Source organism: Flavobacterium sp. WV_118_3 (assembly GCF_039778605.1).
GTDB lineage: Bacteria > Bacteroidota > Bacteroidia > Flavobacteriales > Flavobacteriaceae > Flavobacterium.
Map to the genome: position 1 here is coordinate 3307346 of NZ_CP156060.1, position 26788 is coordinate 3334133.

Genomic DNA, 26788 nt, shown 5'->3' on the forward strand with positions numbered 1-26788 from the left:
AAAATCATAGGATTAATTATGAAAAAAATTACATTATTAATTCTTATGTCATTATTGAGTTTTGTGAGCTATTCACAAGTTTTCCCCGAAGGATTTGAAGGTGCTTTCCCACCATCAGGGCCAGGAGGATCTTGGGTTGTCACTCATAATGGCATAGGAATGGGGCCCGCTAACGGGAATCTGTGGGTGCGTTCACCGCTAAATTCCACAGCATCCCCTCCTCACACTGGCAACTATGCTGCCGTGGTTGAAAGAGTGAATGTCGGTGACGGGAACACCGAGCAAGATTGGTTGATCTCTCCAGTGGTTACTGTGCCGGCTAACGGACAGTTACGTTTCTACGGACTTCATGGACGTGCAGGAGATCAGGGATCAAAACTGAAAATTAAAGTATCAACAACAACAACGTCAGGATCCCAAGGTACTTTGGCGAACTACACTATCGAAGTAGCGAGCTTGACGGAAACGCAAGTGTCTCCTGTTGCAGGAGAGTACAGAGAGGTGGTTGTTAACCTATCGCCAGCTGTAGCGGCAAACCAGCAAGTGTATATCGCTTTTGTAAGAGAGCATACACAAGTAGGAACCGCAGCCGATGGTGACCGTTTTGTGATTGACGATATTAATCTGGTTCAGCAGTGTTTGGATCCTACCAATGGGGTAGCCAACAATATCACATCGAACTCCGCTGTGTTATCATGGACCAATCCAAGTGGTTCTACACAATGGGAAATCGAATTAATCCCTTCTGCAGATCCTTTAACAGGAGTGGGACAAGTTATTAACTCGAATCCATATACCGCTACTACAACTTCAACTGGTGCACCGATTGCACCTGGAACGGTTTACCAATATAAAGTACGATCAATATGTACTGGTGGTGTACCTAGTGATTGGGCAGGACCTTTCTATTTTACAACGGTAACTTTAGGACAGACTTGTGCTGCGCCAATTATGATCAACCAGTTGCCGTACTCCACTACCGATAATACGAGTAACTACGGTAATAATATTAGTGGTAGCCAGGGAACAACAGGTTGTGGTACCACAACAAACTACTTAACAGGTAATGACGTAGTGTATGCTTATACTGCTACTTTTACCGGTAATATTGATATTTCGATGACCCCTACGGCAACGTATTCGGGTATTTTCGTATATAATAACTGTGCTAATATCGGAACAAGCTGTTTGGCAGGTATCGGAAACTCGAACTCCAATATCAGAAACATTCCTAACTTCCCGGTAACGGCAGGAACGACTTACTATTTTGTTATTTCTACCAACGCGACTCCGCAAACAACGGGATATACTTTAGTAATTCAGAAAGTAACATGTACACCTCCGGGTGCTTTGGCTGTTGCGGGTATTACGATGAACTCGGCTAACTTAAGCTGGAGTAATCCTTCATCGGGTACAGAATGGGAAGTAGTTGTTCAGGCACTTGGTGCGGGAATCCCTCAGGGAGCAGGAACAGCTGTAACCACAGGACCGGCTTATGTTGCTACTACTACTGTAACAGGTACGCCTTTAGCTTCCGGAACAGATTATGAATATTATGTAAGAGTAAAATGTCCGGACGGATCTTATAGTCAGTGGTCAGGACCAAAACCATTCAAAACATTACCAAACTACTGTGCGGGAGATCATTTCTTTGATCCGGGAGGACCTAATGGACAGTATGCTAATAGTGCTAACGTAACAACAACTATTTGTCCTACAAACCCAGGAGATATCGTTACCGTTACTTTTAACTCGTTTGACACAGAGTCAGGATACGATTTCGTTCGTGTTTATAACGGACCAAATGCTACGTCTCCATTATTAGGAACGTACTCAGGAAACTTAACAGGTGCGAACCTTCCTGGACCTTTTGAGTCATCAGGACCAGGTGCTTGTTTAACGTTTGTATTTACTTCTGACGGAAGTGGTATACGTGACGGATGGGATGCAACAGTAACGTGTGGACCACCGCCAACTTGTCCGAAACCGAAAAACTTAGCTGTATCGAATATTACAGCGAATTCGGCTCAGTTAAACTGGTTGGAGTCTGGAACAGCTACAAGCTGGGTTGTAATCGCGGTACCAGCAGGTACACCTAACCCGAACAATAACCCAATTCCTGGAACAGCAATTACGGCTACGGTAACGACACCGCCACCGTATGTGTTAAACGGATTGAGTTCAAATACGGATTATGATTATTATGTAAGAGCAGTTTGTAGTCCAACGGATTCCAGTACATGGGCAGGACCTAGAAACTTTAAAACACAGCCAGACTTCTGTGCTGGTGACCATTTCTTTGATCCGGGAGGACCTAATGCACAGTATGGAAACAATGCTAACGTAACAACAACAATCTGTGCGCCAACGCCTGCAGATATCGTTACCGTTACTTTCTTAAACTTTAATACAGAATCTGGATTCGATTTCGTACGTGTATATAACGGACCAAATGCTACGTCTCCATTATTAGGAACTTATTCTGGAGCTTTAACCGGAGCAAACTTACCAGGCCCTTTTGAATCTAATGTGGGTGGATGTTTAACTTTTGTATTTACTTCAGATGGAAGTGGAACACGTGACGGATGGGAAGCTACAGTAACATGTGGACCACCGCCAACATGTCCGAAACCGAAAAACTTTGTAGCGTCTAACCCTACGATGAACTCGGTTCAGTTAAACTGGCTTGAAGCCGGAACGGCAACTAGCTGGATTGTAATGGCAGTTCCAACAGGAACTCCAGATCCAAATACAAACCCAATCCCTGGAACAGCAATTACGGCTACGGTAACTACACCACCACCGTATGTATTAGGAGGATTGACTTCGAATACAGAATATGATTTCTATGTAAGAGCGGTTTGTAGTCCAACGGATTCCAGTACATGGACAGGCCCTAGAACACTTAGAACATTACCGAACTACTGTGCCGGTGATCATTTCTATGATCCGGGAGGACCTAACGGACAGTACGGAAACAGTGCTAACGTAACGACTACTATCTGTCCGGCGAACCCGACTGATATGGTTACCGTTACATTCAATAGTTTCAATACTGAAGCTGGATATGACTTTGTACGTGTGTATGAAGGAACAGGAACAACAGGTACTTTATTAGGAACATATGCAGGTGATTTAACAAACAACCTACCTGGCCCATTTGAGTCAACTGTGGGAGGATGTTTAACATTTGTGTTTACATCTGACGGAAGTGGAACACGTGACGGATGGGATGCTACAGTAACATGTGCACCACCACCAACATGTCCGAAACCGAAAAACTTATCGGCTACTAATATGACACAAACGTCTGCCGATCTAAACTGGCAGGAAATGGGTACCGCTACGCAGTGGGAAGTGATTGTATTACCAGCAGGTTCTGCACCACCAGCTCCTGGAGCTACAGGGGTGATTGTTAATACACCACCACCATTTACCTATAGTGGACCACCGGCATTGTTGCCAGGAAGACCATATGATTTCTATGTGAGAGCTATTTGTAGTGCTTCAGATATCAGTGCCTGGTCGATTAAAGGAACATTCCGTACGTTAATTTCGAATGACGAATGTACTGCACCAATTCACGTACCGGTAAATGAAGATTCACTTTGTGGTCAGACAACACCGGGAACATTAGCAGGAGCAACAGCTTCAGCTTTACCAAACACTTGTGGTGGTAACCCGAATGATGACGTTTGGTTTGAATTTACAGCGACACATACACAACACTATATCGCGTTGTTAAATACTACTTCAACTGGTTTAAATACAGATAATATGTATCACTCGGTATACAGTGCATGTGGTGGTACACCAATTGTATGTAGTGATCCGAATAACAGTCTTGTAAACGGTTTAGTACCGGGACAAAACTATTTGATCCGTGTATATAGTAATGCAGCAACAGCACAAAGCTTCACATTTAACCTTTGTGTGGGTACAGTTATTACTTGTGCCGATGCGCAAGCATTCTGTGCGAACAATACATCACCATCAATTACCTTCCCAGGTTCTATCGGGGTGCCAAACTTAGGAACAGTAGCGTGTTTAACAACAACGCCTAACCCAACTTGGTATTTCTTACAAGTACAACAATCAGGAAACTTACAGTTCCAGATTTCTCAAACCAGTACTACAGGACAAGGAATTGACGTGGATTTCATCGCTTACGGTCCGTTTACTTCACCTACAGCAGGTTGTGGTAACCTTGGAGCAAACGTAGGATGTAGTTATAGTTCCGCATCAGTTGAGAACTTTAATATTCCGAATGCTATATCAGGTCAATATTATTTGATTGAGATTACGAACTATAACGGTAGTGCGGGTAATATTACTTTAGCACAAACCAACCAGGGTCAGTCAGGTGCCGGTTCTACGAACTGTGACATCGTTTGTACGGTTGACTTAGGTCCGGATAAGATTTTATGTGGACAAACATCATACACGTTAGATGCTGGAATTGTAAATGCAACTACTTATACTTGGTATAACGGAACTAACGTTATTCCTGGTGCTACAGGTCAGACATTAACCGTTACACAATCGGGTGAGTATAGCGTAGTGGTTACAAAACCATCATGTTCAAACAACCCTACGGATAGTGTAAACATTACTTTCGGCCCAACTATTAATCAGGTTACAATGCCGGATTATAAAGTTTGTGACGATATATCTAACGACGGATTAGCGGATTTCGATTTGTCAACATTAACCCCTCAGGTTGTTGCAGGACAGAACCCGGCGTTTACGTATAATGTAACCTACCATGCTTCATCAGCTGATGCTACTGCCGGAGTAAATCCAATTGACGCAACTGTTCCTTATAACAGTAACACGAAAATAATTTACATCCGTGTTGAAGGAGCAAATAGTGCTACATGTTTCGGTGTGATTCCGGTGAACCTGGTTGTAAAACTAATGCCAATCGTAACGATGCCGGCTACCTATTCTGTATGTACTGGAACTGTAACGATTATTGGTACACCTCAAAACTACACTGCAGCTAATAATCCAACGTATACATGGTACTTCGGTACAACTGTTATCGCTGGTGAAACAACTGATCAAATAACAGTATCACAAGCGGGTACTTATACATTAGAAGTAACAGTTGACGGATGTACAAACTCAGTTAGTACAGTTGTAACGAACGACGGTGTTACTGTTACCGCTCCGGATGATGTAACGGTTTGTGGTTCGTATACCTTACCAACATTAGCGTCCGGTACATATTATACAGGTTCTGGTGCTACTGGTACTGTATTGAATGCTGGTGATGTGATCACATCTACACAGACCATTTATGTTTACTTACAGTCTACAGTGAATCCAAGTTGTTATGCGGAAGATAGTTTTAATGTGAATATTACAACTAACATCGTTGCTCCGGTAATTCCAAGTGCGACAGTTTGTGATAGCTATACATTACAACCGTTACCTTCGTTCGCGAATTACTATACCGGTACTGGTGGAACAGGAACGTTGTTAACAGCTGGTTCTACAATTACAACTTCACAAACGATCTACGTATATGCACAGTCGGGTGTTGCACCAAACTTCTGTACAGATCAAAGTAGTTTTGTGGTAACGATCCAAACAGCTACTGCTGATGCTCCGGCTAACGTGGAGTCTTGTGGAGCGTATACTTTACCGGCATTATCTGCTAATAATAACTATTACACAGGTCAAGGTGGTACAGGTACGATGTTAAATGCAGGTGATCCTGTTAATGCAACTACAGTATTGTATGTATATACAAGTACTTCTGCAGGATGTAACGATGAGAATAGTTTCACGGTAACAATCTATAACACACCTACAGTTGCAACATTACCAGATGTAACAGTAGAATGTGAAGGATTTACATTACCGGCATTACCAGCAGGAAATGCATACTATACCGGTACTGGTGGAACTGGAGCCCAGTTACAAGTTGGACAAGTAGTTTCGACTACTCAAACCGTTTACATCTTTGCTCAAACCGGAACAGGTTCGGCAATTTGTACCAACGAAAGTAGCTTCGAGATTTCTGCTTCATGTATAATACCTAGAGGTATTTCGCCAAACAATGACGGATTAAACGATACTTTTGATCTTTCTAATTTCGAAGTAGAAAAACTAAGCATCTTTAACCGATACGGTACAGAAGTGTTCAGCCATGGCGCAGGTTATACTAAGCAATGGTTTGGTCAATCTAAAGGTGGTAGTGAGTTACCAGACGGTACCTATTTCTATGTGATCGAGTTAAAAGGAGGGGATACTAAAACCGGATGGGTTTATATCAGCAGAGAGAAATAAGCAGTAACATTATATAAAGACCTGCCTGAGTGATCGGGCAGGGACTTTATCTACAAACAGTATACCAATGAAGAAAATATATTTGACCGCCTTTTTAGCCCTGATCGGATTAAAAGAGGCCTCAGCACAACAAGACCCACATTATACACAATACATGTATAATATGAATGTCATCAACCCGGCGTATGCCGGTTCGAAGGAGACGTTATCCTTTGGGTTGTTATACCGCAAACAGTGGGTTGATCTTGAAGGGGCTCCGTCTACGGCTACCTTTTCGGGTCACAGTCCGGTAGGTAAGAATGTAGGATTGGGACTTTCGGTAATTTCGGACAAGATCGGTCCTGTGAAAGAGAATAATGTGTACGCTGACTTCTCCTACACCTTAAACCTTGGTGGTGAACACAAACTGGCTTTGGGATTAAAAGCGGGAGCGACTTTCCATAAGGTTGGGCTATTATCGGATGTAAGTCCGTATGTTCCGGATGCGAACGACCCTGCTTTTGCCGAGAACACCAGCCGTACGTTTTTTAACGCGGGAGCGGGATTGTTCTACTATACCAATAAGTACTATTTGGCAGCTTCGGTACCTAACATGTTAAAGTCGACGTATTTGGATTATAACGGCCGTAAATTCGGAAGTGATACCCAACACTATTTTGTAACGGGGGGATATGTATTCGATTTAAGCGAGAATGCAAAATTCAAACCGTTCTTTATGGTGAAGTCGGCCTTCGATGCGCCAACTTCGTTTGATGTGTCGACCAACTTCCTTTTTTATGACAAATTCGAAATCGGAGCTACTTACCGATTGGACGATTCCTTTGGAGCCATGGTTAACTATGCCATTACGCCAAGCCTTCGTATCGGATATGCCTACGACCATATCGTATCCGATTTAAAAGTAACCACACCTTCTTCGCACGAAGTCATCTTGTTATTTGATGTTAACTTCTCTAAGAAAGTGTCCCGATCTCCGAGATATTTCTAATATAAAAGCGACCTAAGACATGAAGAATTTATATATCACTTTAAGTTTTGTGATCGCTAGTTCGACACTATCGGCACAAAACAAAGACACCCAAAGCGCCGACAAACTCTACAATAGATTTGAGTATGTCGATGCTGCCAATGCTTACCTGAAGCTGGTAGACAAAGGTAAAGCGGACGGATACGTTTACAAGCAACTGGCCGACAGTTACTACAACGTATTCAATGCTGCCGAAGCCTCCAAATGGTACGCTAAGGCGATCAGCGAAAAGCACGACGATGCCGAGACCTATTACCGTTATGCCCAGATGTTAAAAGCACAGGGGAAATATGACGAGGCGAACAAGCAAATGCAGAAGTTTGCCAGTATGGCTCCGAATGATCAGCGTGCGATCGCATTCAAGCAAAACCCGAATTATCTGCCCAAACTAAACGAAAAGGCGAAATCCTTTGATATCAAAAACATGGATATCAACAGTGATAAATCGGATTTCGGAGCGGTTTTAACCAATGATAACACCCTGTATTTTGCCTCAGCGCGAAACACTTCGCGTAAAACCTACGGATGGAACGAACAACCGTTTTTGGATTTGTACAGTTCCACGTATAATTCCGACGGAACCTTTAGTCAGCCGACACCGGTAGAGAGTATCAACTCGAAATACCATGACGGACCGGCTACGATCAGTGCCGATGGTAATACGATGTATTTTGCCAGTGAGAGTTTTAAAGAAGGTATGTTTGAAAAAGACAAAGCGCAGAAGTTAAAATTCGGACAGGTAAACTTGTTTAAAGCCACTAAAAACGGAAGTAGCTGGAGTAACATTACTTCATTACCGTTTAACAGTAAAGACTATTCTACCAGTAACCCAAGTTTGAGCAAAGATGGTAAAACACTTTACTTCTCTTCCAATATGCCAGGTTCAGTTGGTGGTGTGGATATCTGGAAAGTAGCGATCAACTCAGATGGAACGTACGGAACACCGGAGAACCTGGGTAAGAAGATCAATACCGAAGGAAATGAGAGTTTTCCGTTTATCACGGATGACAACAAATTGTATTTCTCATCAGACGCCCGTCAGGGATTTGGAGGAATGGATGTGTACGTGATCGACTTAAACAAAGGAACCGATGCGACGAACGTAGGAAAACCGGTAAACTCGGAGAAAGACGATTTCGCATTTAGTTTTAATACGACTAAAAACATCGGATTTGTATCGAGTAACCGTGCCGGAGTAGACAACATCTATATGGCGATTCCGGTTTGTGGTGTGGAAGTGGTTTCTTTGGTTAGAGATGCAAAAACAGGCGCTAAATTATCAGGCGCTCGTGTAGCGATCTTAGACGAGAAAAACAACATCATTTCGACTAAAACCACTGAGGCAGACGGAACAGTATCGTATGCGGTAGAATGTGATAAAGCTTACACGATTCAGGTAGCGAAAGACGGTTATGAAAGCAACAACTTCCCGGTTAGCAAAACCAAAGGAGGTATCGTGAACATCAATGCCGACTTACAGCCAATCGATGTTATTGTTACTGAAACAGAAGTTATCTTAAACGATATCTATTTCGAATACGACAAGAGCAACATCACCCAACAAGGTGCTTTTGAGTTAGACAAGTTAGTTCAGGTAATGAAAAACAACGCTGCTATGGTGATCATGGTTAAATCCCATACCGATAGCAGAGGTAGTGATAAATACAACATGAATTTATCGGATCGTCGTGCGAAGTCTACAGTTCAGTATATTATCTCCAAAGGAATTGCTAAGGATAGAATCTCCGGAAAAGGTTACGGAGAGAGTGAGCCGAAAGTAAACTGTGGTGATAACTGCACGGAAGAAGAATACGCGAAAAACAGACGATCAGAGTTCCTGATTGTTAAGAAGTAATATTATTTTATAACACCTGACAGGTTTCCAAAACCTGTCAGGTGTAACATAAAGAAAAGGCGGTCATTAGGCCGCCTTTTTTATTTGCTCTTAAAAGACTGTTTTTGTCCTTTGTAGGTTTTGTTGTCTGATTCGAAATAATGCAATTCAGAGCTTAAAAACGATATTCTGGGGGGTGTAGGATGTTTGTTAACAACTATTCTTTTCAAAGAGTATTTTTATTGATCATACCTGTTAGTGTTTTTCCTCAAAGCTTTACACCTTGCAGGTTTCAAAAACCTGTCAGGTGTGGATAAATAAGGTGTTTTTGTCTTTTATAAGGGTTTTGTTGTCTGATTCGAAATAATGCAATTCAGAGCTTAAAAATGATATTCTGAGAGATGTAGGATGCTTGTTGACGACTATTCTTTTTGAAAGTGCTTTTTATTGATCATCCTATCATTGTTTTCTTTAAGCTTTACGCCTGAAAGGTTTCCAAAACAGGTGCGGCATAAAAATGCTTTTAAGCTTTTTAAAATTCGTTATTTCTTTCAATCAGTTTTCCAACCGATCAATTATATCATCTTTTTCTTTTAGCATCCGTTCGTATAGGGTGATCTTTTCTTCGTGTAGTTGAACTAATTTGTCGATAGGGTGAAAGATTCGATTATCATCATCGCCATTACCACTATTACCGCCGATGCCAACAGTTGCATTGTCATTTGTATGAAAAGTATTTGCTATTATATTCACGGCTTGTTCTTCATCAAGGTTTTCAATTGCTTCTACCGGTATTTTAAAAATGGCTGCCACCTGTTCGAGTAGATTGTTTTCTATAGTTTCTTTTTGTTCCATTAATGACACTCTTTTTTGGGACCAGTCTTCACCTAACGTTATGGCAAGTGCTTCCTGTTTGATGCCTAACATCTCTCGGAAACGCTTAACGTTTCTCCCTTGATGTATTTTTCTGTCTGGCGTTTTAAATGGATAGTATAAAGATAAGCAGATTTGTGTTTTCAGAAGTGTACAAAAAAAGACATCAGGGGAGCAAGAAATGCAATATACGTTTACAACCAACAGGTTTCTAAAGCCTGTCGGGTGTATTGGAAATAAAAAAAGCAGCCAATAGGCTGCTTTAAAAATAGAAGATATATTTTTTAGTTTACTGTAATATCATCAACCTGCATTGTAGTGGTGATAGTTGGTGTTCCCGAATGTTCGAAAACAAAATAACCGTTACCTGTTACACTACCAGGGATGTTGTATGTACCACTAGACTGGAATGTCGAAGCCGATTGTCCTGTAGCTGGTGTAGAAATACTGAATGAAGATGTAATGTCTACAAAGTTAGCCAGGTTAATTGGTCCGCCAGCAGTATAGTTTGCAGCCGTTACATAGTATACTTTTAATACGTTACCCTGATAAAAACGAGCAAGTGTTTTGAAAGCCAATGTGTTTGCAGCTGTAAAATCAACTGGTACAAAGAAATAGGTTTTAGCTGTTACACCACCACTTCCGAAAGAAGTCATTTCGATGTATTTGTTTCCGGTATTAGCCGGGAACTGTTTTAACTGCCAGTATCTTCCACCAATAGTCTGATCGTTTACATATTTAGGGAAAGCTGTTAAGTTAACCGCATAACTTGTAAAATCTTCTGTGAAAGATCCGTTAAACTGAATGTTTGTTCCACCTTGTGCAGTACTGATATAGAATCTTGGGTTTTCCAACATAATATCTCTTTCTGTACGAGCAAGGAATTGGAAGTCGCTGTTGTATTTTGTTAATACACCACGGATTTTTCCGCTTTTGTTTGGAACTGGTTTACCAGCAAACTTAGCAAATTCACTTGTTCTGAAAATGATTTCATGACCGGTATTGTCGGTAACTTTCCAGTTGGTTGCACCACCAATAGTAGCAGAACTGTTTGCATCATAATAGGTAGATCCCATTGCCGCTTCGGTAAACTGAACATTGTCAAACTCGATAAGTTTGTTAATGTGGTTGTTGTTCAATGCCTCAGCAATAGTCATGTGTGATACTAATTCATCTTCGTTTACGAAATCACAAGATGCTTTTGCTGTTCTTCTGAATTCTTCCGGTACCAAACGCCCTACGGCATTTCCCTGGTATAAATCACCAATTACCAATGAACTTTGTGAAATCGCAATATAACGGTCTTTTAGGTTTACATATACTTTTCTTCCCGGTTCGAATTCGGTATAGATGTTATACATGTCAACCGGAATACTGAAACCTCTTGATTTGTCAAGTGTTTCCAAAGAAACGGTTTTGTAAAAAGTACCACCTTCATCGCTCGATACGACATAAGCTTCGATGATATCGTCGGTTGTAACTTGTGTTGGGGTAGCAGTAGCCACTGTAAAAATATCAGCTACTGTTTTAGTCGGTGTTAACGTATAACAAGGGGTATCCGCTTTAGGATAATGATCGCCGTTCACACAACCGGATAATATTCCAGCTGAAAGTGATACGAATAAAAGGGATTTAATTGAAATTTTCATCGTTGTATTTTTTAGCTTAGAATATTTTTACGTTGTCAATCATATAAGCTCCGGAAACGGCAGTAGCTGTTCCTCCGGTTGCTTTAAATCCGATATAGATTGTTCCGGAGTAGTTTGCCAAGCTGATAGCACCCGCTTTAAAAAAGTCGTAGTTATTAGTGCTTCCCACTAAAGGTGGTGTAAAGGATACCTGAGTCCAGGTAGCATCTGTTACATTCGTTCCATCATAATCGGTAGAAATAAAAACTTCTAATTTATTGTTTGCCAAATCGGTTACGTGGTGTTGTGCCACGTCGAATGTTAAACGTTTTTTAATGGCTCCGTCGATGTTGATTCCCGGCGTTACGATCCAGGCAACATTCGATGCCTGTCCACTGTTAAATGGCGTAAATTCAGCATATCCATTAGTTTGGTATGAGTTTTCAATCCATTTTTTAGTACCTACCTGAGCGAAGTTTGTCCATCCTTCAAAGTCAAATGGGGTATTCGCTACAGCAGTCTGGAAATCTTCAAAATAGATAGCCGGAACAATTGGCGGTAAATTAGTATCGTCTTCTTTTGTACAGCTGCTCAAAGCGCCTAAGGCAACCAAAGCAACACAAAGTGTTTTTATATTAAAATTTTTCATGTGAGTCTCTTTACTGGTTTAAATTAGAATGTTAAGTAAACATTTACGAAATACGTTCTGCCATAACCGTAGAAATATTTCGATCCGAAAGAACGGGTACCACTGGCATAATCCATATTTAACTCTCTGTAGTTCGCGTTTCTTGCTTGTTCGAAACCTCCTGTTTTGTAAGTAACATCAAAGATGTTGTTAACACTTGCAAAAAAACCTAAAGTGTTTCCGTGAATTCTCCATGATTTACCACCTGTAAGGTTAACCAACATGAAAGAATCGAATTTCTCCTGGCTTAATAATTGACGTGCTCTGTCTTCGGTAACTTCCGGATACGATACTCCAGAACCTCCAGGTTGCATAAAGAAGTTGTTGGTACGGATCAATGGATCTACTTCAACATAACTGTCGTCTAAGTAGTTGGCATTAGCTCCGATCCACCAGAATTTAGGATCTCTATATTCAATTCCAAGTGAGTAAGCCTGTTGCGGCATACCACCTTGTCTGTAGTTTTTAAGGTACGAATCTCCGAAGTTAACAATTGGGTTAAGCCCAGCTGCCTGACGTGAATCGATGTTAAGCAATACTGTTGGGTTGTTGCTGTAGATGTATTGACCATATGAAGCAGAACCGGTAACTTTAATTGTTTTAGATAATTGGTACTCTAAACCTAACTCTAAACCGATGTTTTGTTTGTCGATGTTTTTAGTAATCTCAGCCACGAAGTCATTTTCACTGTCGTTACCACCATCTTCGATCGCTCCTAAACCTTCTGCATAGAAGAAACCAACTTTAGTAGCGTCTTCGATTTTAGAGTAGAATCCGGTTAAACGTGCTTTTAATTTTGGTGCTCTGATGATATAACTTGCATCAACACTTGAAATCTTCTCATCGTCTAATCCGCTAACGATACTGTTGTTTAAACGAGCATTGTTGAATGCATTTCTTAGCATTGGCGCTTTAGTCATATAAGCAGCGTTAACACTTAACATGTGCTTACCTGTAATTTTGTAGGTAAGACCTCCTTTGAAACCGTAGTTGTTAAACTCTAACTTGTCGCTTTTTCCGTACGAGTTGTCGGCGTATAATCCGTTTCTGTAAAGACCTTCTCTCTGGTATCTTGTCTGAGAGAATGTTTGTGCTAAATAGAAATCGAATTTGTTGTAAGTAAATTTAAACTGAGTAAAGGCATCCGCAACGATAGCGCGCATGATGTAGTTGTATCCGTAACGATCACCCGCGTTAACAACACGGTTCGGGTTGTTTAAGTCACTTTGAGACTGACCAGCAGTGAATCCGTTTCCTTCGTAGAATAAATCGGTATCCATAAATCCATAATCTCCCAGTGGATCTAACATTTTCTGGAAGTTTTCTGATTTTAATGAACGGAAGTTGATTCCTGCATTTAAAGTAATGTTATCCGATAATTGTGAATTTAAGATGGAGTTTGCAGTCCAGGTAACATCTTCCATACGGTCTTCATATAAAGCGTAGATACTACGTTTGTTGATGTCGTTGGCATGGTACATTCTCTCCCAGTTGATCTGGCTGTTGTTGATGAAATCCACTCTTGCGATTTCAGCCTGTGCATAGTTTGGAGTATGCGTTGGTAAAGAACCGTCAGCTGGAATATTGTGTAAGTTTAAATAATAACTTGGTAAGTTTTTGTAGTAAGTAGGATCAGGGTTGTTTCCTCCATTATAGTCTAATCTGGAATTCCCGATTCCTCCTGATTGGTAAGAAATATTCGTGTTTAACGTGTTTCGCTCATTGATTTTCCAGTAGTGGCTTAACATTAAGATAGGCTCATCAACGTTTTTGTCTCTTGAGTTTCTCTTTTTGCCATTTTGCCATCCCCAATACGAGTTGTACTCTGTTCCCATTAAGTCCGTAACTTCCTGAGTGTTTGGTGAATTTTTACCTCTGCTGTTTTGTGCGTAGATAGAAGTAAAGTTGATGCTATGTTTGTCGTTGAATTTTTTCTCAATACTGGCAAAAAGGGAGTTAGCAGAATAATCTGTTCCTTCGAAGTAACCTTCTTTAGCCCATCTTCTGGATCCGGAAACCACAAATGCCCATCCGTCTTTGTTCATTCCGGAAGCATAGGTAGCCATAGTTCTCCAGCTGTAGTTTGAATTTGTTCCTGAAAACGAAACACGCGTTCCCGGACGGTAAAAAGAAGCTCTAGTGTTTATCTCTTGCGTACCTAAAATGTTACCAAAAGTATAGTCGGAAGGAGCCGATCCCATTGTGAATTCCTGGTTTCGAGTCGCGTCATTAAGACCTCCCCAGTTACTCCACTGTGGTCTTCCGTCAAAAAGTTTGTTCATTACGATACCATTAATCATAGTAGTACCATACTCGTTGTCCAAACCTCTGATTCGGAATCTTGCCTGACCCCAGTTGAAAGCAGCAGCTTGTTGGTAAGTGTCACGGGATGCCTGTAGCAAACCTGCAGTACTCTCAGAACCACTGTTGTCATCTCCAAGATCGTTTTCTGTGATGGTGATCAAGCTTAGTTGTTGTTCCGATGTGATGTCTTCTTCTAAGAAAACCACACCCAAATCCAAAGATTGTCCTTTCACAATGCTAAGTGTATAAGTCTGGGTGGTGTACCCGGTACTTCCTACAGTTAACGTTTGTTGTCCTTCAGTTGCTACATCGAAAGAGAAAACCCCAGTTGCATCGGTTAAAGCAGACTGGTTGGTGCTTGTGATGGTCGCAACAACATTTCTTAATGGTTTTTGCGTTTTAGAATCAACAACTTTTCCCTTTAGTGCTGGGGAGTGTTGTGACCAAACAAAAACGGCTTGCAGTACAAATAAAATACTAAATACAAGTTTTTTCATAAATAAAATTAAGTTAATTTTTTGTTTGCCAAGTCTTAATAAAAACTTAACAGCCTGCAAATGTACATCTTTTAATAATATTATTTACTTTTGGCCCGGAGTTTGTCTCAAACTTGATGTTAATTTAATATACTTTACATGAAAATTAGAAATTTCATCGCGCTTTTAATTGTATGTTTCTCATTTAATGGGATTTACGCGCAAAACAAAAAATTCAAAGTCTACACTGTGGCCTTCTACAACCTGGAAAACCTGTTTGATACAATCAATGGGCCGAACAATGATGAGGAGTGGTTGCCTAACGGGACACAACACTGGACTAGAGCAAAGTATCAGAAAAAACTGGCTAATTTGAGCCGCGTTATTCCGGAAATCGGAACCGGTGAAAATCCATACGCTCCGGTTATCGTAGGATGTGCCGAAGTGGAAAACAGAGGGGTATTGGAAGATTTAGTGAAACAACCGGGAATGATCGAAAAAGATTATGGGGTGATTCACTTTGACTCTCCGGACAAAAGGGGAATCGACGTGGGCTTTTTATATCAGAAAAAACACTTCAGACCGTTAAGCTATAAAAATATACCATTATATATATATGAAAACGAGCAAGGGTTAAATAAAAAAGCCAAAGAAGAAGGTGATGATAAGGTGGAAGAAAACGTAAACCTTGATGTGAAAACCAGAAGAATCTATACCCGTGACCAGTTATTGGTTACCGGATTATTGGATGGGGAAGAAATCAGTGTTATCGTAAATCACTGGCCGTCACGTTCCGGAGGTGAGAAAAAAAGTAGCCCGTTCCGTGAAGCGGCCGGCGCTTTAAATAAAAAAATTATCGATTCCCTTTACCGAATCAACCCGAATGCGAAAGTAATTACTATGGGCGACTTAAACGATGGTCCTTATAATAAGAGTGTAAAAGAAGCTTTAGGTGCGAAAGGAAAAAAAGAGGACGTGAAAGAATTCGGTATGTTTAACCCGATGGAGCAAATGTCGAAAGACGGTATCGGAACATTGGCCTACCGTGATGCATGGGATTTATTCGACCAGATTATCATCAGCGAACCGTTGATCCGTAAAGATTATTCGTCATTGCGTTTCTGGAAAGCAGGGGTGTTTAACAAACCATATCTGATCCAGAGTTCCGGACAGTATAAAGGCTATCCGCTGCGTAACTCCAATGGAGAAGTCGGATTTAGTGACCATTTTCCGGTGTACATTTATCTGATTAAAGAAGCGAAGTAATAATAAAGGCAGGTTTTTTTACCTGCCTTTTTCCTTTTTTGTACTTTAGTACAAACATTCAACCTATGGCTATCCAACCCCCTTTTAATCTTAATCAGTGGATTAATGAGAACCGGCATTTGTTAAAACCGCCGGTTGGTAATAAAAATATATACGTAGACGCCAACGATTTTATTGTAATGATCGTGGCCGGTCCCAATGCGCGTAAAGACTATCATTATAACGAAACGGAAGAAATCTTCTACCAATTGGAAGGTGATATCAAAATCGTAATTCAGGAAGATGGCGAACGTAAGGAAATGCCACTCAAAGCAGGCGATATGTATTTGCATCCGGCAAAAGTGCCACATTCGCCAGTGAGAAGCGAAGGTTCCATCGGACTGGTGATCGAACGGAAAAGAGCCGGAAAAGGATTTACCGACGGACTGTTATGGCATTGCGATAATTGCAACCATAAACTATACGAAGTCTATTTTGAATTAAAAGATATTGAAAAAGACTTCTTGCCGCATTTCCAGCATTTTTACAATTCGGAAACCTTGCGAACCTGTGAGAAATGTGGAACCGTGATGGAATCCGATCCGCGTTTTGTCGCAAAAAAATAGAAAAACACAAAGGTTATTGTTGCGGAAACAGAAGCGTAAAAGTTAATCCTTTATAATCCTAAACAAAAAACAGTAACTTTGTGAAAAATAAAAACACACGAAAATAACTTAGAATAATGGCAACAGCAATTGACCAATTCGGTATTCAGGAAGCACTACAACAATTAGGGCTTAAAGAAATAAACGAAGGAACATCAACCGGTTCAAACTGGTTTTCAAATGGTAAAATTATCGAATCCTATTCTCCTGCAACCGGAGAATTAATCGGAAAAGTAAAATCATCCACTAAAGAAGATTACGAAGCAGCCATGAAAACGGCTGAAGAGGCGTTTAAAGAATGGCGATTGATCCCGGCTCCGAAAAGAGGCGAAATTGTGCGTCAAATGGGTGAAGCACTTAGAAAATATAAAGAGCCTCTGGGGAAACTGGTTTCGTATGAAATGGGTAAAAGCCTTCAGGAAGGTTTGGGTGAAGTTCAGGAAATGATCGATATCTGTGATTTCGCAGTAGGATTATCCCGTCAGCTTTACGGTTTAACTATGCATTCCGAAAGACCAATGCACAGAATGTATGAGCAATGGCATCCGTTTGGAGTGGTAGGGATTATCTCGGCGTTTAACTTCCCGGTAGCGGTATGGAGCTGGAATTCAATGTTGGCTTGGGTTTGTGGAGACGTTTGTATCTGGAAACCAAGTTCAAAAACACCTTTGTGTGCCGTAGCTTGTCAAAACATTATTACAGAAGTATTGCGTAACAACAATGTTTCAGAAGGTGTTAGCTGTTTAGTAGTCGGAAACGAGTCTGGTGATTTGATCAACAATGATAAGCGTATTCCATTAGTATCGTTCACAGGTTCTACAAGAATCGGACGTCACGTATCGAAAACCGTAGCGGAACGTTTCGGAAATACAATCCTTGAATTAGGTGGAAACAACGCCATTATCGTTTCAGAACATGCCGATATCAGTATGGTATTGGTAGGGGCGGTATTCGGAGCGGTAGGAACTGCCGGACAACGTTGTACCTCTACAAGACGTTTAATCGTTCACGAAAGTGTTTACGACAAAACGATCAACGTATTGAAAAATGCATACGGACAGTTAAAAATCGGAAATCCATTGGATTCGAACAACCACGTTGGACCGCTAATCGACAAAGGTGCGGTGAACGATTACCTGAATGCTATTGAAAAAGCAAAACAGGAAGGTGGAAACATTATCGTTGAAGGTGGTGTTTTAGAAGGTGAAGGATACGAAAGCGGATGTTACGTAAAACCATGTATCATCGAGGCGAAAAATGAATTCCATATTGTTCAGGAAGAAACATTCGCACCGATCTTATATGTAATGAAATATTCAACTATCGAAGAGGCGATCGCTATGCAAAATGGTGTTCCTCAAGGATTGTCATCATCGATCTTTACCAACAACATGAGAGAAATGGAATTATTCCTTTCTCAGGCTGGTTCAGATTGTGGTATCGCAAACGTAAACATCGGAACATCTGGTGCTGAAATCGGTGGTGCTTTTGGTGGTGAAAAAGAAACCGGTGGAGGACGTGAGTCAGGATCGGATGCGTGGAAAGCGTATATGAGAAGACAAACGAATACCATCAACTACGGAACCGCGTTGCCATTGGCACAAGGTATCAAGTTTGATTTATAATCGATACAAATCTTAATATAAAAAGGGCTGTCTAATTTTGTAGACAGCCCTTTTTTGTTTCTACTATCTGAGAATCAGATATGCTATTTCGGTTTCTAACATCTGACAGGTTTCCAAAACCTGTCAGATGTTAAATAGATTTAAAAACGATACCCGATACTTACTCCGGCGTTAAACTCAATCGCGCTAAAACGATCGTTTACAGCACTGCTAAAGTTACGCGCAATATTCGCATAGGGTGCGATCGCAAATTTATCGTTCCAGGCCCATTTGTATCCGGTTCCGAAACCGATGATAAAGCTGTTCATATCGGTCGTAAGGGTTACTTCCGCATCGTTGATGACTTCTTTTTCGTTAAAATCACCAAAGCGGTATTTTAAAAATGGCGATACATAATAGCCGGAATTGCTTGCTCCGTTAGCTCCGAAATAAAAATTATAGGAAGCCAGAATACTATTGGTTTTAAATTCTTTGGCACCACCGCTCTTTTCAGCAGTATAGGAAAAACGGTCGTTGATCAGGAATTCAACTCCGATAGACTGGTCATTGTCCAGAAAATGCTCATAGCCCAGTTCCACCGAGGCCAGTACGATCGTATTTAAAATATTAACCTTAACTTCGTTCTTGGATTGTGCATTGGCAAAAAGGCCGCTCAATAGTACGCCTAAAAGAATAATGTGTTTTCTCATATTTCAAAATTTTTGCAAAGGTATAAAAATCAGACGAAACGCTTAGTTGCGCCCTTTCTCGTTGGCGTAAAGCTCGTGTAACGGATCACTTTGCCAAAACGTTTTGGTGTCCACGTCCATAATCGTTAGCCGACCTTTAAATGCAGCTCCGGTATCGACATTCCAGACATTGGCTTTGTTCACCGGTACGGTTTCGCCAATTCGGGTTACCGGTGTATGACCGATAAAGATTTCTTTATATAGCGTAAGGCGTTTCGGATAAAACAAATCGTCTTTCGATAGCGCCGGATTTAACGACATGGCCGTTTCCCATAACGTTCGGTCCCAACAGAACATCCCGCGGAAAAACTCGTAGTAAACCCCTTTCTGATTCGTAAAACCGGCATGAACATACAGGCGATCCTGTTCGTCGATATAATAGTCGTTTAAACGCGCCAGAAAACCTATGTGACGGTCTTTGGTGTGAATGTCGAGATCCTGATAGGCATCTACAGTCGATTGTCCGCCGTGGATACGCCATTCGGCATTGTCGTCGCCAGCCATTAACCAGCGTAAAACCATTTCTTCATGGTTGCCGCGGATAAAAAAACAATCGTGGGTTTTGTCCAGTTCAATTAAAAAATCAATTACACGAGGCGAATCACTCCATCCATCAATATAATCGCCTAAAAACACTAATTTATCGTTTGTAGTAACCTCGGCGCGTTCCAGGATCTGGTGTAACGCTTTCAGTCCGCCGTGTATATCTCCAATAACTAACGTTCTACTCATTATTCATTCCGTATTTCATTTTTCGTAAAATGCGCATGGCTTCTTTAAACGACACATAAACCGTAGGGTTTTCATGCGCTTTAAGGAGCAATTTGGCATCAATAAGTTTTTGTTTGGCCTCTTCAAATCCATTCAGATAACAGATCATCAGGGTCGAGGGTAGGTTTTCCAGATCTTTATTCTCGCGTTCGGACAACGGTAAACCTTTTTGCAATTTACGGATTAATGCTAAATTGGAGTTATAAATATGAAATAACATTTTACGGTTGAATTCCGGTGGCTCGAAAAGCATCTGGTTGTCGATCTTGTAGTAACCATTGTCATAAAACCGGATGCTGACCTGCTCCAACGGGTAATAACTCGTTTTGTCGTTTAATCCCAATAGTAGGTATTCGGTGATTCTAAAACAATCGTCCGTATAGTCTACCGTCACTTCGTCTAATGCCGAGTAAAAAAGTTTGACCTGTTCGTTGATTAACTCGATATCAACCCGGGAAAAGAACGTCTTATCCCGTATTTTCTTTTTGTTTCCGGCCCAGCAAACGATAAAAAATTCCTTGAAAACCTTATACTTGGGATTCATATCCTTATGACGGTTGTTCATGAAATCGATAACGCCTTCCAGCGTATATTCAATGCTGTTGCGGGAGTTGTTTTCGATACTGATAACCGTTTCGGTATTCGAATTGGCTATAGGTTCCTGAAAAAAATCCGGCTCATCAATCGGGATCGAATTGCTCCCCCGACGGATAAAAATGGCTTTGGCCGGAATGGTATATATCGCTTTTTTAAAAGATGAAATTTTATGCGTCGGCCGAATCGTAACCAATCCAACGACCTTGTCTTTTGGTAAATGCGGAAACGGAACATTTTCATACTGAATCCGCGGTGGATTATCCAAAAAAGCATTGACCAGATTCTGAATCCGACTGTCGTCGAAAAAGTCGTCGCCTACAATTTCGTTGTCCTGATCTTCCACACCCACCACAATATAGGAATTGTTAGTCGGGTTGGAATTCGATAACGCACAGATGTGTTTTAAAAACTTTGCCTTGCCTTCTTTGGTATGCAGATTCAACTGACGTTTTTTGTCATAGAAGCTGCTCTCATCGTTGTGAGCCAATAGGTTTTTGATAAGCAGGCGCTTGTTAATCATCGAATAAAGAGGATGTTATAAAATTTTGTTTACGATTGTTGACGTAGCCTGAGCGGTCGATAATACCATCAGATCGGCAATGTTAACATGATACGGTCTTGAGATCACAAAGTGGATAATATCCGCGATGTCTTCGGCCAGTAAGGGTTGAAAACCTTTGTATACGGTATCGGCACGATCGGTATCGCCTTTAAAGCGCACTTCGGAAAAAGCCGTGTGAACCATACCCGGATGAATACCGCCCACTTTAATTCCAAAAGCATTCAGGTCGATCCGCATGCCTTGAGTGATGGCGTCTACAGCATGTTTGCTCGCGCAATAAACGTTTCCGTTGGGATAAACTTCCTTTGCGGCGGTCGATCCGATGTTGATAATATGACCGGATTTGCGTTCGGCCATTTGTGGTACTATCGCTTTCGAAACATACAACAATCCTTTTACGTTAATGTCGATCATCGCATCCCAATCGTCGGTGTTTCCGGTTTGAATCGGATCCAGTCCATGAGCATTTCCTGCATTATTGATCAGAATATCGATTTTTGAAAAGTCCTCCGGAAGGGACGAAATGGCTTTAAAAACCGAATCTTTGTCTTTCACATCAAAGACAAGTGACGTAATTTGTGTATGTTTTGCTAAATCGCTTTCTAATGTTTCGAGAATTTCTTTTCTTCGTCCACAGATAATCAGACGATATTGATGACGGGCCAAAAGCTCAGCTGTCGCTTTTCCGATTCCGCTTGTAGCACCCGTGATAAGAACTGTTTTCATGGTAATTAAATTTCAGATCTTAAAAATATAAAAACAAAATCATAATTCAGGCTTAAAATGAAAGTGTTACCAAGACTTTTAACCAATTGTTAACAACAAAACACTAAATAAATTTTCAATTTGCAGTGTTAAAATAACTTATTTAATTTCACGGCTCAAAAAAACATAAAAATGGACGACACCACAGCTACTTTAGACATTAGAGCAATTAATGAAAAAATAGAGAGAGAAAGTGCTTTTATCGATCTGCTGACAATGGAGATGAACAAGGTGATTGTAGGTCAGAAGCACATGGTAGAACGATTATTAATCGGACTTTTAGGACAAGGTCATATCCTTTTGGAAGGAGTTCCGGGATTGGCAAAAACATTAGCCATCAATACCCTGTCGCAAGCGGTTCAAGGTTCTTTCAGCAGAATTCAGTTTACGCCCGACCTTTTACCGGCGGATGTAGTGGGAACCATGATCTATAATATCAAACAAAATGACTTCTCGATAAAAAAAGGACCGATCTTCGCCAATTTCGTATTAGCGGATGAGATCAACCGGGCACCGGCAAAAGTGCAATCGGCATTACTGGAAGCCATGCAGGAAAAACAGGTAACCATTGGCGATGAAACCTTTAAGCTGGACAAACCATTCCTGGTAATGGCTACGCAAAACCCGGTAGAACAGGAAGGAACCTATCCGTTACCGGAAGCGCAGGTCGATCGTTTTATGTTAAAAACGGTAATCGACTATCCTAAAATGGAAGACGAGCGTATGGTAATCCGTCAAAACCTGAAAGGAAGCTACGAAAAAGTGAACGCGGTGATTTCGTTAGATCAGATCCGGAGAGCGCAGGAAGCGGTTCGCGAAGTCTATATGGACGAGAAAATTGAAAAATACATCCTGGATATCATCTTTGCTACCCGTTATCCTGAAAAATACAAACTGGCCGATTTAAAACCATTAATCAGCTTCGGTGCTTCGCCAAGGGGAAGTATCAATCTGGCTACGGCGGCTAAATGTTATGCCTTTATCAAACGCCGTGGTTATGTAATCCCGGAAGACGTGCGTGCCGTGGTTCACGATGTGTTGCGTCACAGAATCGGAATTACCTACGAAGCAGAGGCCGAAAACATCACTTCTGTTGAGATCATCAATAAAATTGTAAACGAAATCGAAGTGCCTTAGAATATAGATTGCTGATTTTAACCCCTTTTGCCAGGCATCAGGATCGAATCGTTAATCTGTAATCACTCTTAGAATGGATACCAAAGAACTTTTAAAAAAAGTACGAAAAATAGAAATCAAAACCCGGAGACTGAGCGATCATATCTTTTCGGGCGAATACCATACGTCCTTTAAAGGACGGGGGATGACATTCTCGGAAGTCCGCCAGTATCAGTTTGGCGACGATGTTCGTGCGATCGACTGGAATGTAACGGCACGTTATAATGAACCGTATATCAAGGTTTTCGAAGAAGAACGCGAACTCACGATGATGTTGCTGGTCGACATCAGTGGATCGGAAAGTTTTGGAACCCGTAATCAGCTTAAAAATGATGTGGTAACCGAAATCGCCGCTACTCTGGCCTTTTCAGCGACACAAAACAACGACAAAATCGGATTGATCCTGTTTTCAGATCAGATTGAATTGTTTATTCCGCCTAAAAAAGGGAAATCCCACGTGTTGCGCATCATCCGCGAACTAATCGAGTTTACGCCAAAAAGTAAAAAAACGGATTTGTCACAAGCCCTGAAATTTTTGTCGGGTGTGATGAAAAAGAAAGCCATCGTATTCGTGATTTCCGATTTTATGGCTTCCGATTATGAGCAAACCCTGAAAATCGCCGGAAAAAAACACGATGTTACCGGAGTTCGGGTATACGATGTCCGCGAAGAAAAAATGCCAAACATCGGAATGGTGCCTATGGAAGATGCTGAAACAGGCGAAACACTATTAGTCAATACTAATTCGAAATCGGTTCGGATGGAATACGAAAAACATTATCAGGAAAACGTAAACTATTTTAAAGAAACATTTTCCCGTTGTGGCTCCGGAACGGTAAGTACCCGCGTGGACGAATCGTATGTGACCAAATTATTGGGTTATTTTAAAGCAAGAACCTAGAAATGATAAAGAATAAGTTTTACATACTGCTGTTTCTACTGCTCGGTACTGTGGTTTTCGCACAGCAAAAACCGGTGCAGGCTACGGTCGATTCGACAAAAATCAAAATAGGATCGCAGTTTAACCTGACGTTAAAAACAACGGTCGACAGTACGACGCAGGTCTACTTCCCGGATAGCAAAACATTTGGCTATCTGGAAGTACTGGAATCCTATCCGGTGGATACCATCAAAAAGGCAAACCAATATGAGCTTATCAAAAGATATGGCCTGACGCAGTTTGATACCGGAAAATATACCGTACCGCAATTACCGGTGATCATCAATAACAAACAATTCCTGACCGATTCGCTTGCGATTCAGGTTATGGGTGTAGTGGTCGATACAACCAAACAACAGATGTATGATATCAAACCGGTGATCACGGTTAAAAAGCCCATCAGCAACGTTTGGAAATACAGTATTATTCTGGCTTTGATAATTGGTGCCGGGTTTTTAGTGAATTGGCTGCTAAAACGCTATCAGAACAAAGACAAAAAAGTAGAAGAGATTTATGCGACACCTATTGAAAAAGCAACGAATCTGCTTCAAAATCTGGAGAAAAAAGAGCTTTGGCAAAATGGGGATGTGAAATCCTATTATTCCGAAATGACCGATATTACACGTACTTATATTGAGGAAACCATTCAGGTTCCGGCAATGGAAAGTACGACAGCCGAATTGCTTGCCGCCTTAAAAGAAGCGGTGATCAAAAAGAAAATGGGTATCAAAAAGGATACGTTTGAAACTTTTGAAAAGATCCTTAAAAATGCCGATCTGGTAAAATTCGCCAAATCCAAACCGCTGGATTTCGAAATTGCTTCCGACCGTAAAAATATTGAAGGAATCATCTTTACGATCGAAAAATCCATCCCGAAAGAAGTGGAACAGGCGATTGTAGACGAGCGCTTGCGAAAAGAACGCCTAATCAAACAACAAAAAGTACGCCGCATTCTGATTGCAACAGGGACTAGTCTTGTACTCTTTATTGCGGCATTCACTTACTTCCTGTCGACCGACGGATTGGATTTTGTTAAAGACAAACTTATCGGACACAGTACCAAAGACCTGTTAAAAGGTGAATGGGTAAAAAGTGAATACGGCGAACCATCGGTGATCATCGAAACGCCAAAAGTGCTAAAACGATTTAACGACGAACGCGTTCAGACGAATTTACCGGCTAATATTAAATCGACTCAGAAATTCCTGTACGGAAGTCTGATCGATAATTTTAGCATTGCGATCAATACAACCACGTTTAAAGATTCGCTACAAGCCGATAACGACGCGATTTTGAATGAGAATATTGCCCGTTTTGAAAAAACGGTCGGCGCCAAAGGAATTATCGTTAAAACAGACGACTTTGAAATCAAAGACGGATTTACCGGAAAAAGAGGTTATGGAACCATGACGATCTTTAATCCGGCGAAAAATGAAGACGAACGAATGGAATATCAGATTATTATCTTCTCCCAGAAATTCGGAATACAGGAAATTGCTCTGGTATACCGCGAAGGAGATGAGAATGCAAAAGAAATAGCCGACAGGATTGTGAAATCCATTGAACTTAGAAAAGTAACCGAATGATGAAGAATATCTCTTTTTTACATCCCGAGTTTTTTTGGCTGTTTTTGGTATTGCCAGTGGTAATCGCATGGTATTTCTGGAAAAGAAATAAACAGTCGGCAACCTTAAAAATCAGTTCGGTTAAAGGATTTAAAGGAACAACCTCGATTTTACCAAAGTTAAAACCGTTGTTGTTTGTGCTGCGCCTACTGGCGTTAAGCGCAATGATAGTCGCTCTGGCACGTCCACAGTCGACCGATGTAACCAATAAAACCCGTACGACCAGCGGAATCGATATTGTAATGGCAATCGACGTTTCCGGAAGTATGTTGGCCAAAGATTTAAAACCAAACCGAATGGAAGCGCTGAAACGAGTAGCTTCCGAGTTTGTAAAAGAACGTCCGAACGACCGGATCGGATTGGTGGTGTATGCCGCCGAAAGTTATACCAAAACGCCGGTAACCAGTGATAAAGCCGTGGTGCTTGAAGCTTTAAAAGGGGTGAAGTACGATAACGTATTACAGGACGGAACCGGAATTGGTGTCGGATTGGCAACTGCGGTAAACCGATTAAAAGATAGTAAAGCCAAAAGTAAAGTGGTGATCCTGTTAACCGATGGTGTGAACAATGCCGGGTTTATCGATCCGCGAATGGCGTCCGAAATCGCGAAAGAGTATGGCATTAAAGTTTATACGATCGGAATCGGAACGAACGGTATGGCGGAGTTTCCATATGCGATCGCGCCAAACGGACAGTTTTTGTTCCGTATGATGCAGGTGGAAATCGATGAAAAGCTGATGAAAGAAATCGCAGCAACCACCGATGGAAAATACTTTAGAGCAACCAGTAATAAAAGTCTGGAAAATATCTATAACGAAATCAATAAACTGGAAAAAACCGAAATAGAAGAAATGCGCTATTTCAACTACGATGAGAAATACAGACCGCTTGTATTCCTGGCCTTAGGCTTACTGGTTTTGGAAATTTTATTACGAAAAACTATTTTTAGAAGTTTTATCTGA

Annotated in this window: 18 protein-coding genes; 10 read left to right on the forward strand and 8 right to left on the reverse strand. The window is 41.1% G+C overall.

From position 1 onward, the window contains the following. Positions 1-18: 18 nt before the first annotated feature. From ABFU83_RS15535 to ABFU83_RS15545, 3 genes are all read left to right on the forward strand, one after another. Complete coding sequence (locus ABFU83_RS15535) at positions 19-6297, forward strand: fibronectin type III domain-containing protein (RefSeq protein WP_347067246.1); 6279 nt, start codon at positions 19-21, stop codon at positions 6295-6297. 67 nt (positions 6298-6364) lie between these two features. Beyond that, on the forward strand, positions 6365-7285 hold the full coding sequence (locus ABFU83_RS15540; RefSeq protein WP_347067248.1) for a type IX secretion system membrane protein PorP/SprF: 921 nt from the start codon (positions 6365-6367) through the stop codon (positions 7283-7285). A 19-nt stretch (positions 7286-7304) separates the two neighbouring features. Next, positions 7305-9179 (forward strand): OmpA family protein, encoded by a 1875-nt coding sequence (locus ABFU83_RS15545; protein WP_347067249.1) that lies wholly within the window; start codon positions 7305-7307, stop codon positions 9177-9179. Positions 9180-9713: 534 nt separating this feature from the next. On the opposite strand, the gene ABFU83_RS15550 is transcribed toward ABFU83_RS15545, so the two are convergent. The 4 genes from ABFU83_RS15550 to ABFU83_RS15565 all read right to left on the reverse strand — a co-directional run bounded on the left by ABFU83_RS15550 (position 9714) and on the right by ABFU83_RS15565 (position 15148). Next, positions 9714-10085 carry an XRE family transcriptional regulator gene (locus ABFU83_RS15550; protein WP_347067251.1) on the reverse strand — a complete coding sequence of 124 codons (372 nt, stop codon included), beginning with the start codon at positions 10083-10085 and terminating at the stop codon, positions 9714-9716. A 230-nt stretch (positions 10086-10315) separates the two neighbouring features. After that, positions 10316-11680 (reverse strand): DUF5689 domain-containing protein, encoded by a 1365-nt coding sequence (locus ABFU83_RS15555; protein WP_347067253.1) that lies wholly within the window; start codon positions 11678-11680, stop codon positions 10316-10318. Between the two features lie 16 nt (positions 11681-11696). Then, on the reverse strand, positions 11697-12308 hold the full coding sequence (locus ABFU83_RS15560; RefSeq protein WP_347067255.1) for a DUF5017 domain-containing protein: 612 nt from the start codon (positions 12306-12308) through the stop codon (positions 11697-11699). Between the two features lie 23 nt (positions 12309-12331). Beyond that, on the reverse strand, positions 12332-15148 hold the full coding sequence (locus ABFU83_RS15565; protein WP_347067257.1) for a TonB-dependent receptor: 2817 nt from the start codon (positions 15146-15148) through the stop codon (positions 12332-12334). A gap of 138 nt (positions 15149-15286) precedes the next feature. Here ABFU83_RS15565 and ABFU83_RS15570 point away from each other — a divergent pair, with 138 nt between their 5' ends. The 3 genes from ABFU83_RS15570 to ABFU83_RS15580 all read left to right on the forward strand — a co-directional run bounded on the left by ABFU83_RS15570 (position 15287) and on the right by ABFU83_RS15580 (position 18662). Beyond that, a complete protein-coding gene (locus ABFU83_RS15570) occupies positions 15287-16393 on the forward strand; it encodes an endonuclease/exonuclease/phosphatase family protein (protein WP_347067259.1) in 1107 nt (368 codons plus the stop codon). Positions 16394-16458: 65 nt separating this feature from the next. Beyond that, positions 16459-16998, forward strand: a complete 540-nt coding sequence (locus ABFU83_RS15575) for a 3-hydroxyanthranilate 3,4-dioxygenase (protein WP_347067260.1) — start codon at positions 16459-16461, stop codon at positions 16996-16998. Positions 16999-17114: 116 nt separating this feature from the next. Further along, positions 17115-18662 (forward strand): aldehyde dehydrogenase family protein, encoded by a 1548-nt coding sequence (locus ABFU83_RS15580; RefSeq protein ID WP_347067262.1) that lies wholly within the window; start codon positions 17115-17117, stop codon positions 18660-18662. Between the two features lie 140 nt (positions 18663-18802). Here the strand turns inward: ABFU83_RS15580 and ABFU83_RS15585 are convergent, their stop codons facing one another. From ABFU83_RS15585 to ABFU83_RS15600, 4 genes are read right to left on the reverse strand one after another with little or no spacing between them, the layout of a single operon-like run. Beyond that, complete coding sequence (locus ABFU83_RS15585; protein ID WP_347067264.1) at positions 18803-19351, reverse strand: autotransporter outer membrane beta-barrel domain-containing protein; 549 nt, start codon at positions 19349-19351, stop codon at positions 18803-18805. A gap of 42 nt (positions 19352-19393) precedes the next feature. After that, a complete protein-coding gene (locus tag ABFU83_RS15590; RefSeq protein WP_347067266.1) occupies positions 19394-20122 on the reverse strand; it encodes a metallophosphoesterase family protein in 729 nt (242 codons plus the stop codon). Continuing rightward, positions 20115-21278, reverse strand: a complete 1164-nt coding sequence (locus ABFU83_RS15595) for an ATP-binding protein (RefSeq protein WP_347067268.1) — start codon at positions 21276-21278, stop codon at positions 20115-20117. Before ABFU83_RS15595 ends, ABFU83_RS15590 begins: the two co-directional genes overlap by 8 nt. Before the next feature lie 15 nt (positions 21279-21293). Then, complete coding sequence (locus ABFU83_RS15600) at positions 21294-22046, reverse strand: SDR family NAD(P)-dependent oxidoreductase (protein ID WP_347067270.1); 753 nt, start codon at positions 22044-22046, stop codon at positions 21294-21296. Positions 22047-22217: 171 nt separating this feature from the next. On the opposite strand from ABFU83_RS15600, the gene ABFU83_RS15605 reads away from it, so the two are divergent. The 4 genes from ABFU83_RS15605 (at position 22218) to ABFU83_RS15620 (ending at position 26788) form a co-directional block, all read left to right on the forward strand. Continuing rightward, entirely contained in the window at positions 22218-23222 is a 1005-nt protein-coding gene (locus ABFU83_RS15605) for a MoxR family ATPase (protein WP_136404041.1), read from the forward strand. Positions 23223-23295: 73 nt separating this feature from the next. Continuing rightward, on the forward strand, positions 23296-24162 hold the full coding sequence (locus ABFU83_RS15610; protein WP_347067272.1) for a DUF58 domain-containing protein: 867 nt from the start codon (positions 23296-23298) through the stop codon (positions 24160-24162). Between the two features lie 2 nt (positions 24163-24164). Continuing rightward, on the forward strand, positions 24165-25787 hold the full coding sequence (locus ABFU83_RS15615) for a hypothetical protein (protein ID WP_347067274.1): 1623 nt from the start codon (positions 24165-24167) through the stop codon (positions 25785-25787). Then, on the forward strand, positions 25787-26788 hold the full coding sequence (locus tag ABFU83_RS15620; protein WP_347070229.1) for a VWA domain-containing protein: 1002 nt from the start codon (positions 25787-25789) through the stop codon (positions 26786-26788). Before ABFU83_RS15615 ends, ABFU83_RS15620 begins: the two co-directional genes overlap by 1 nt.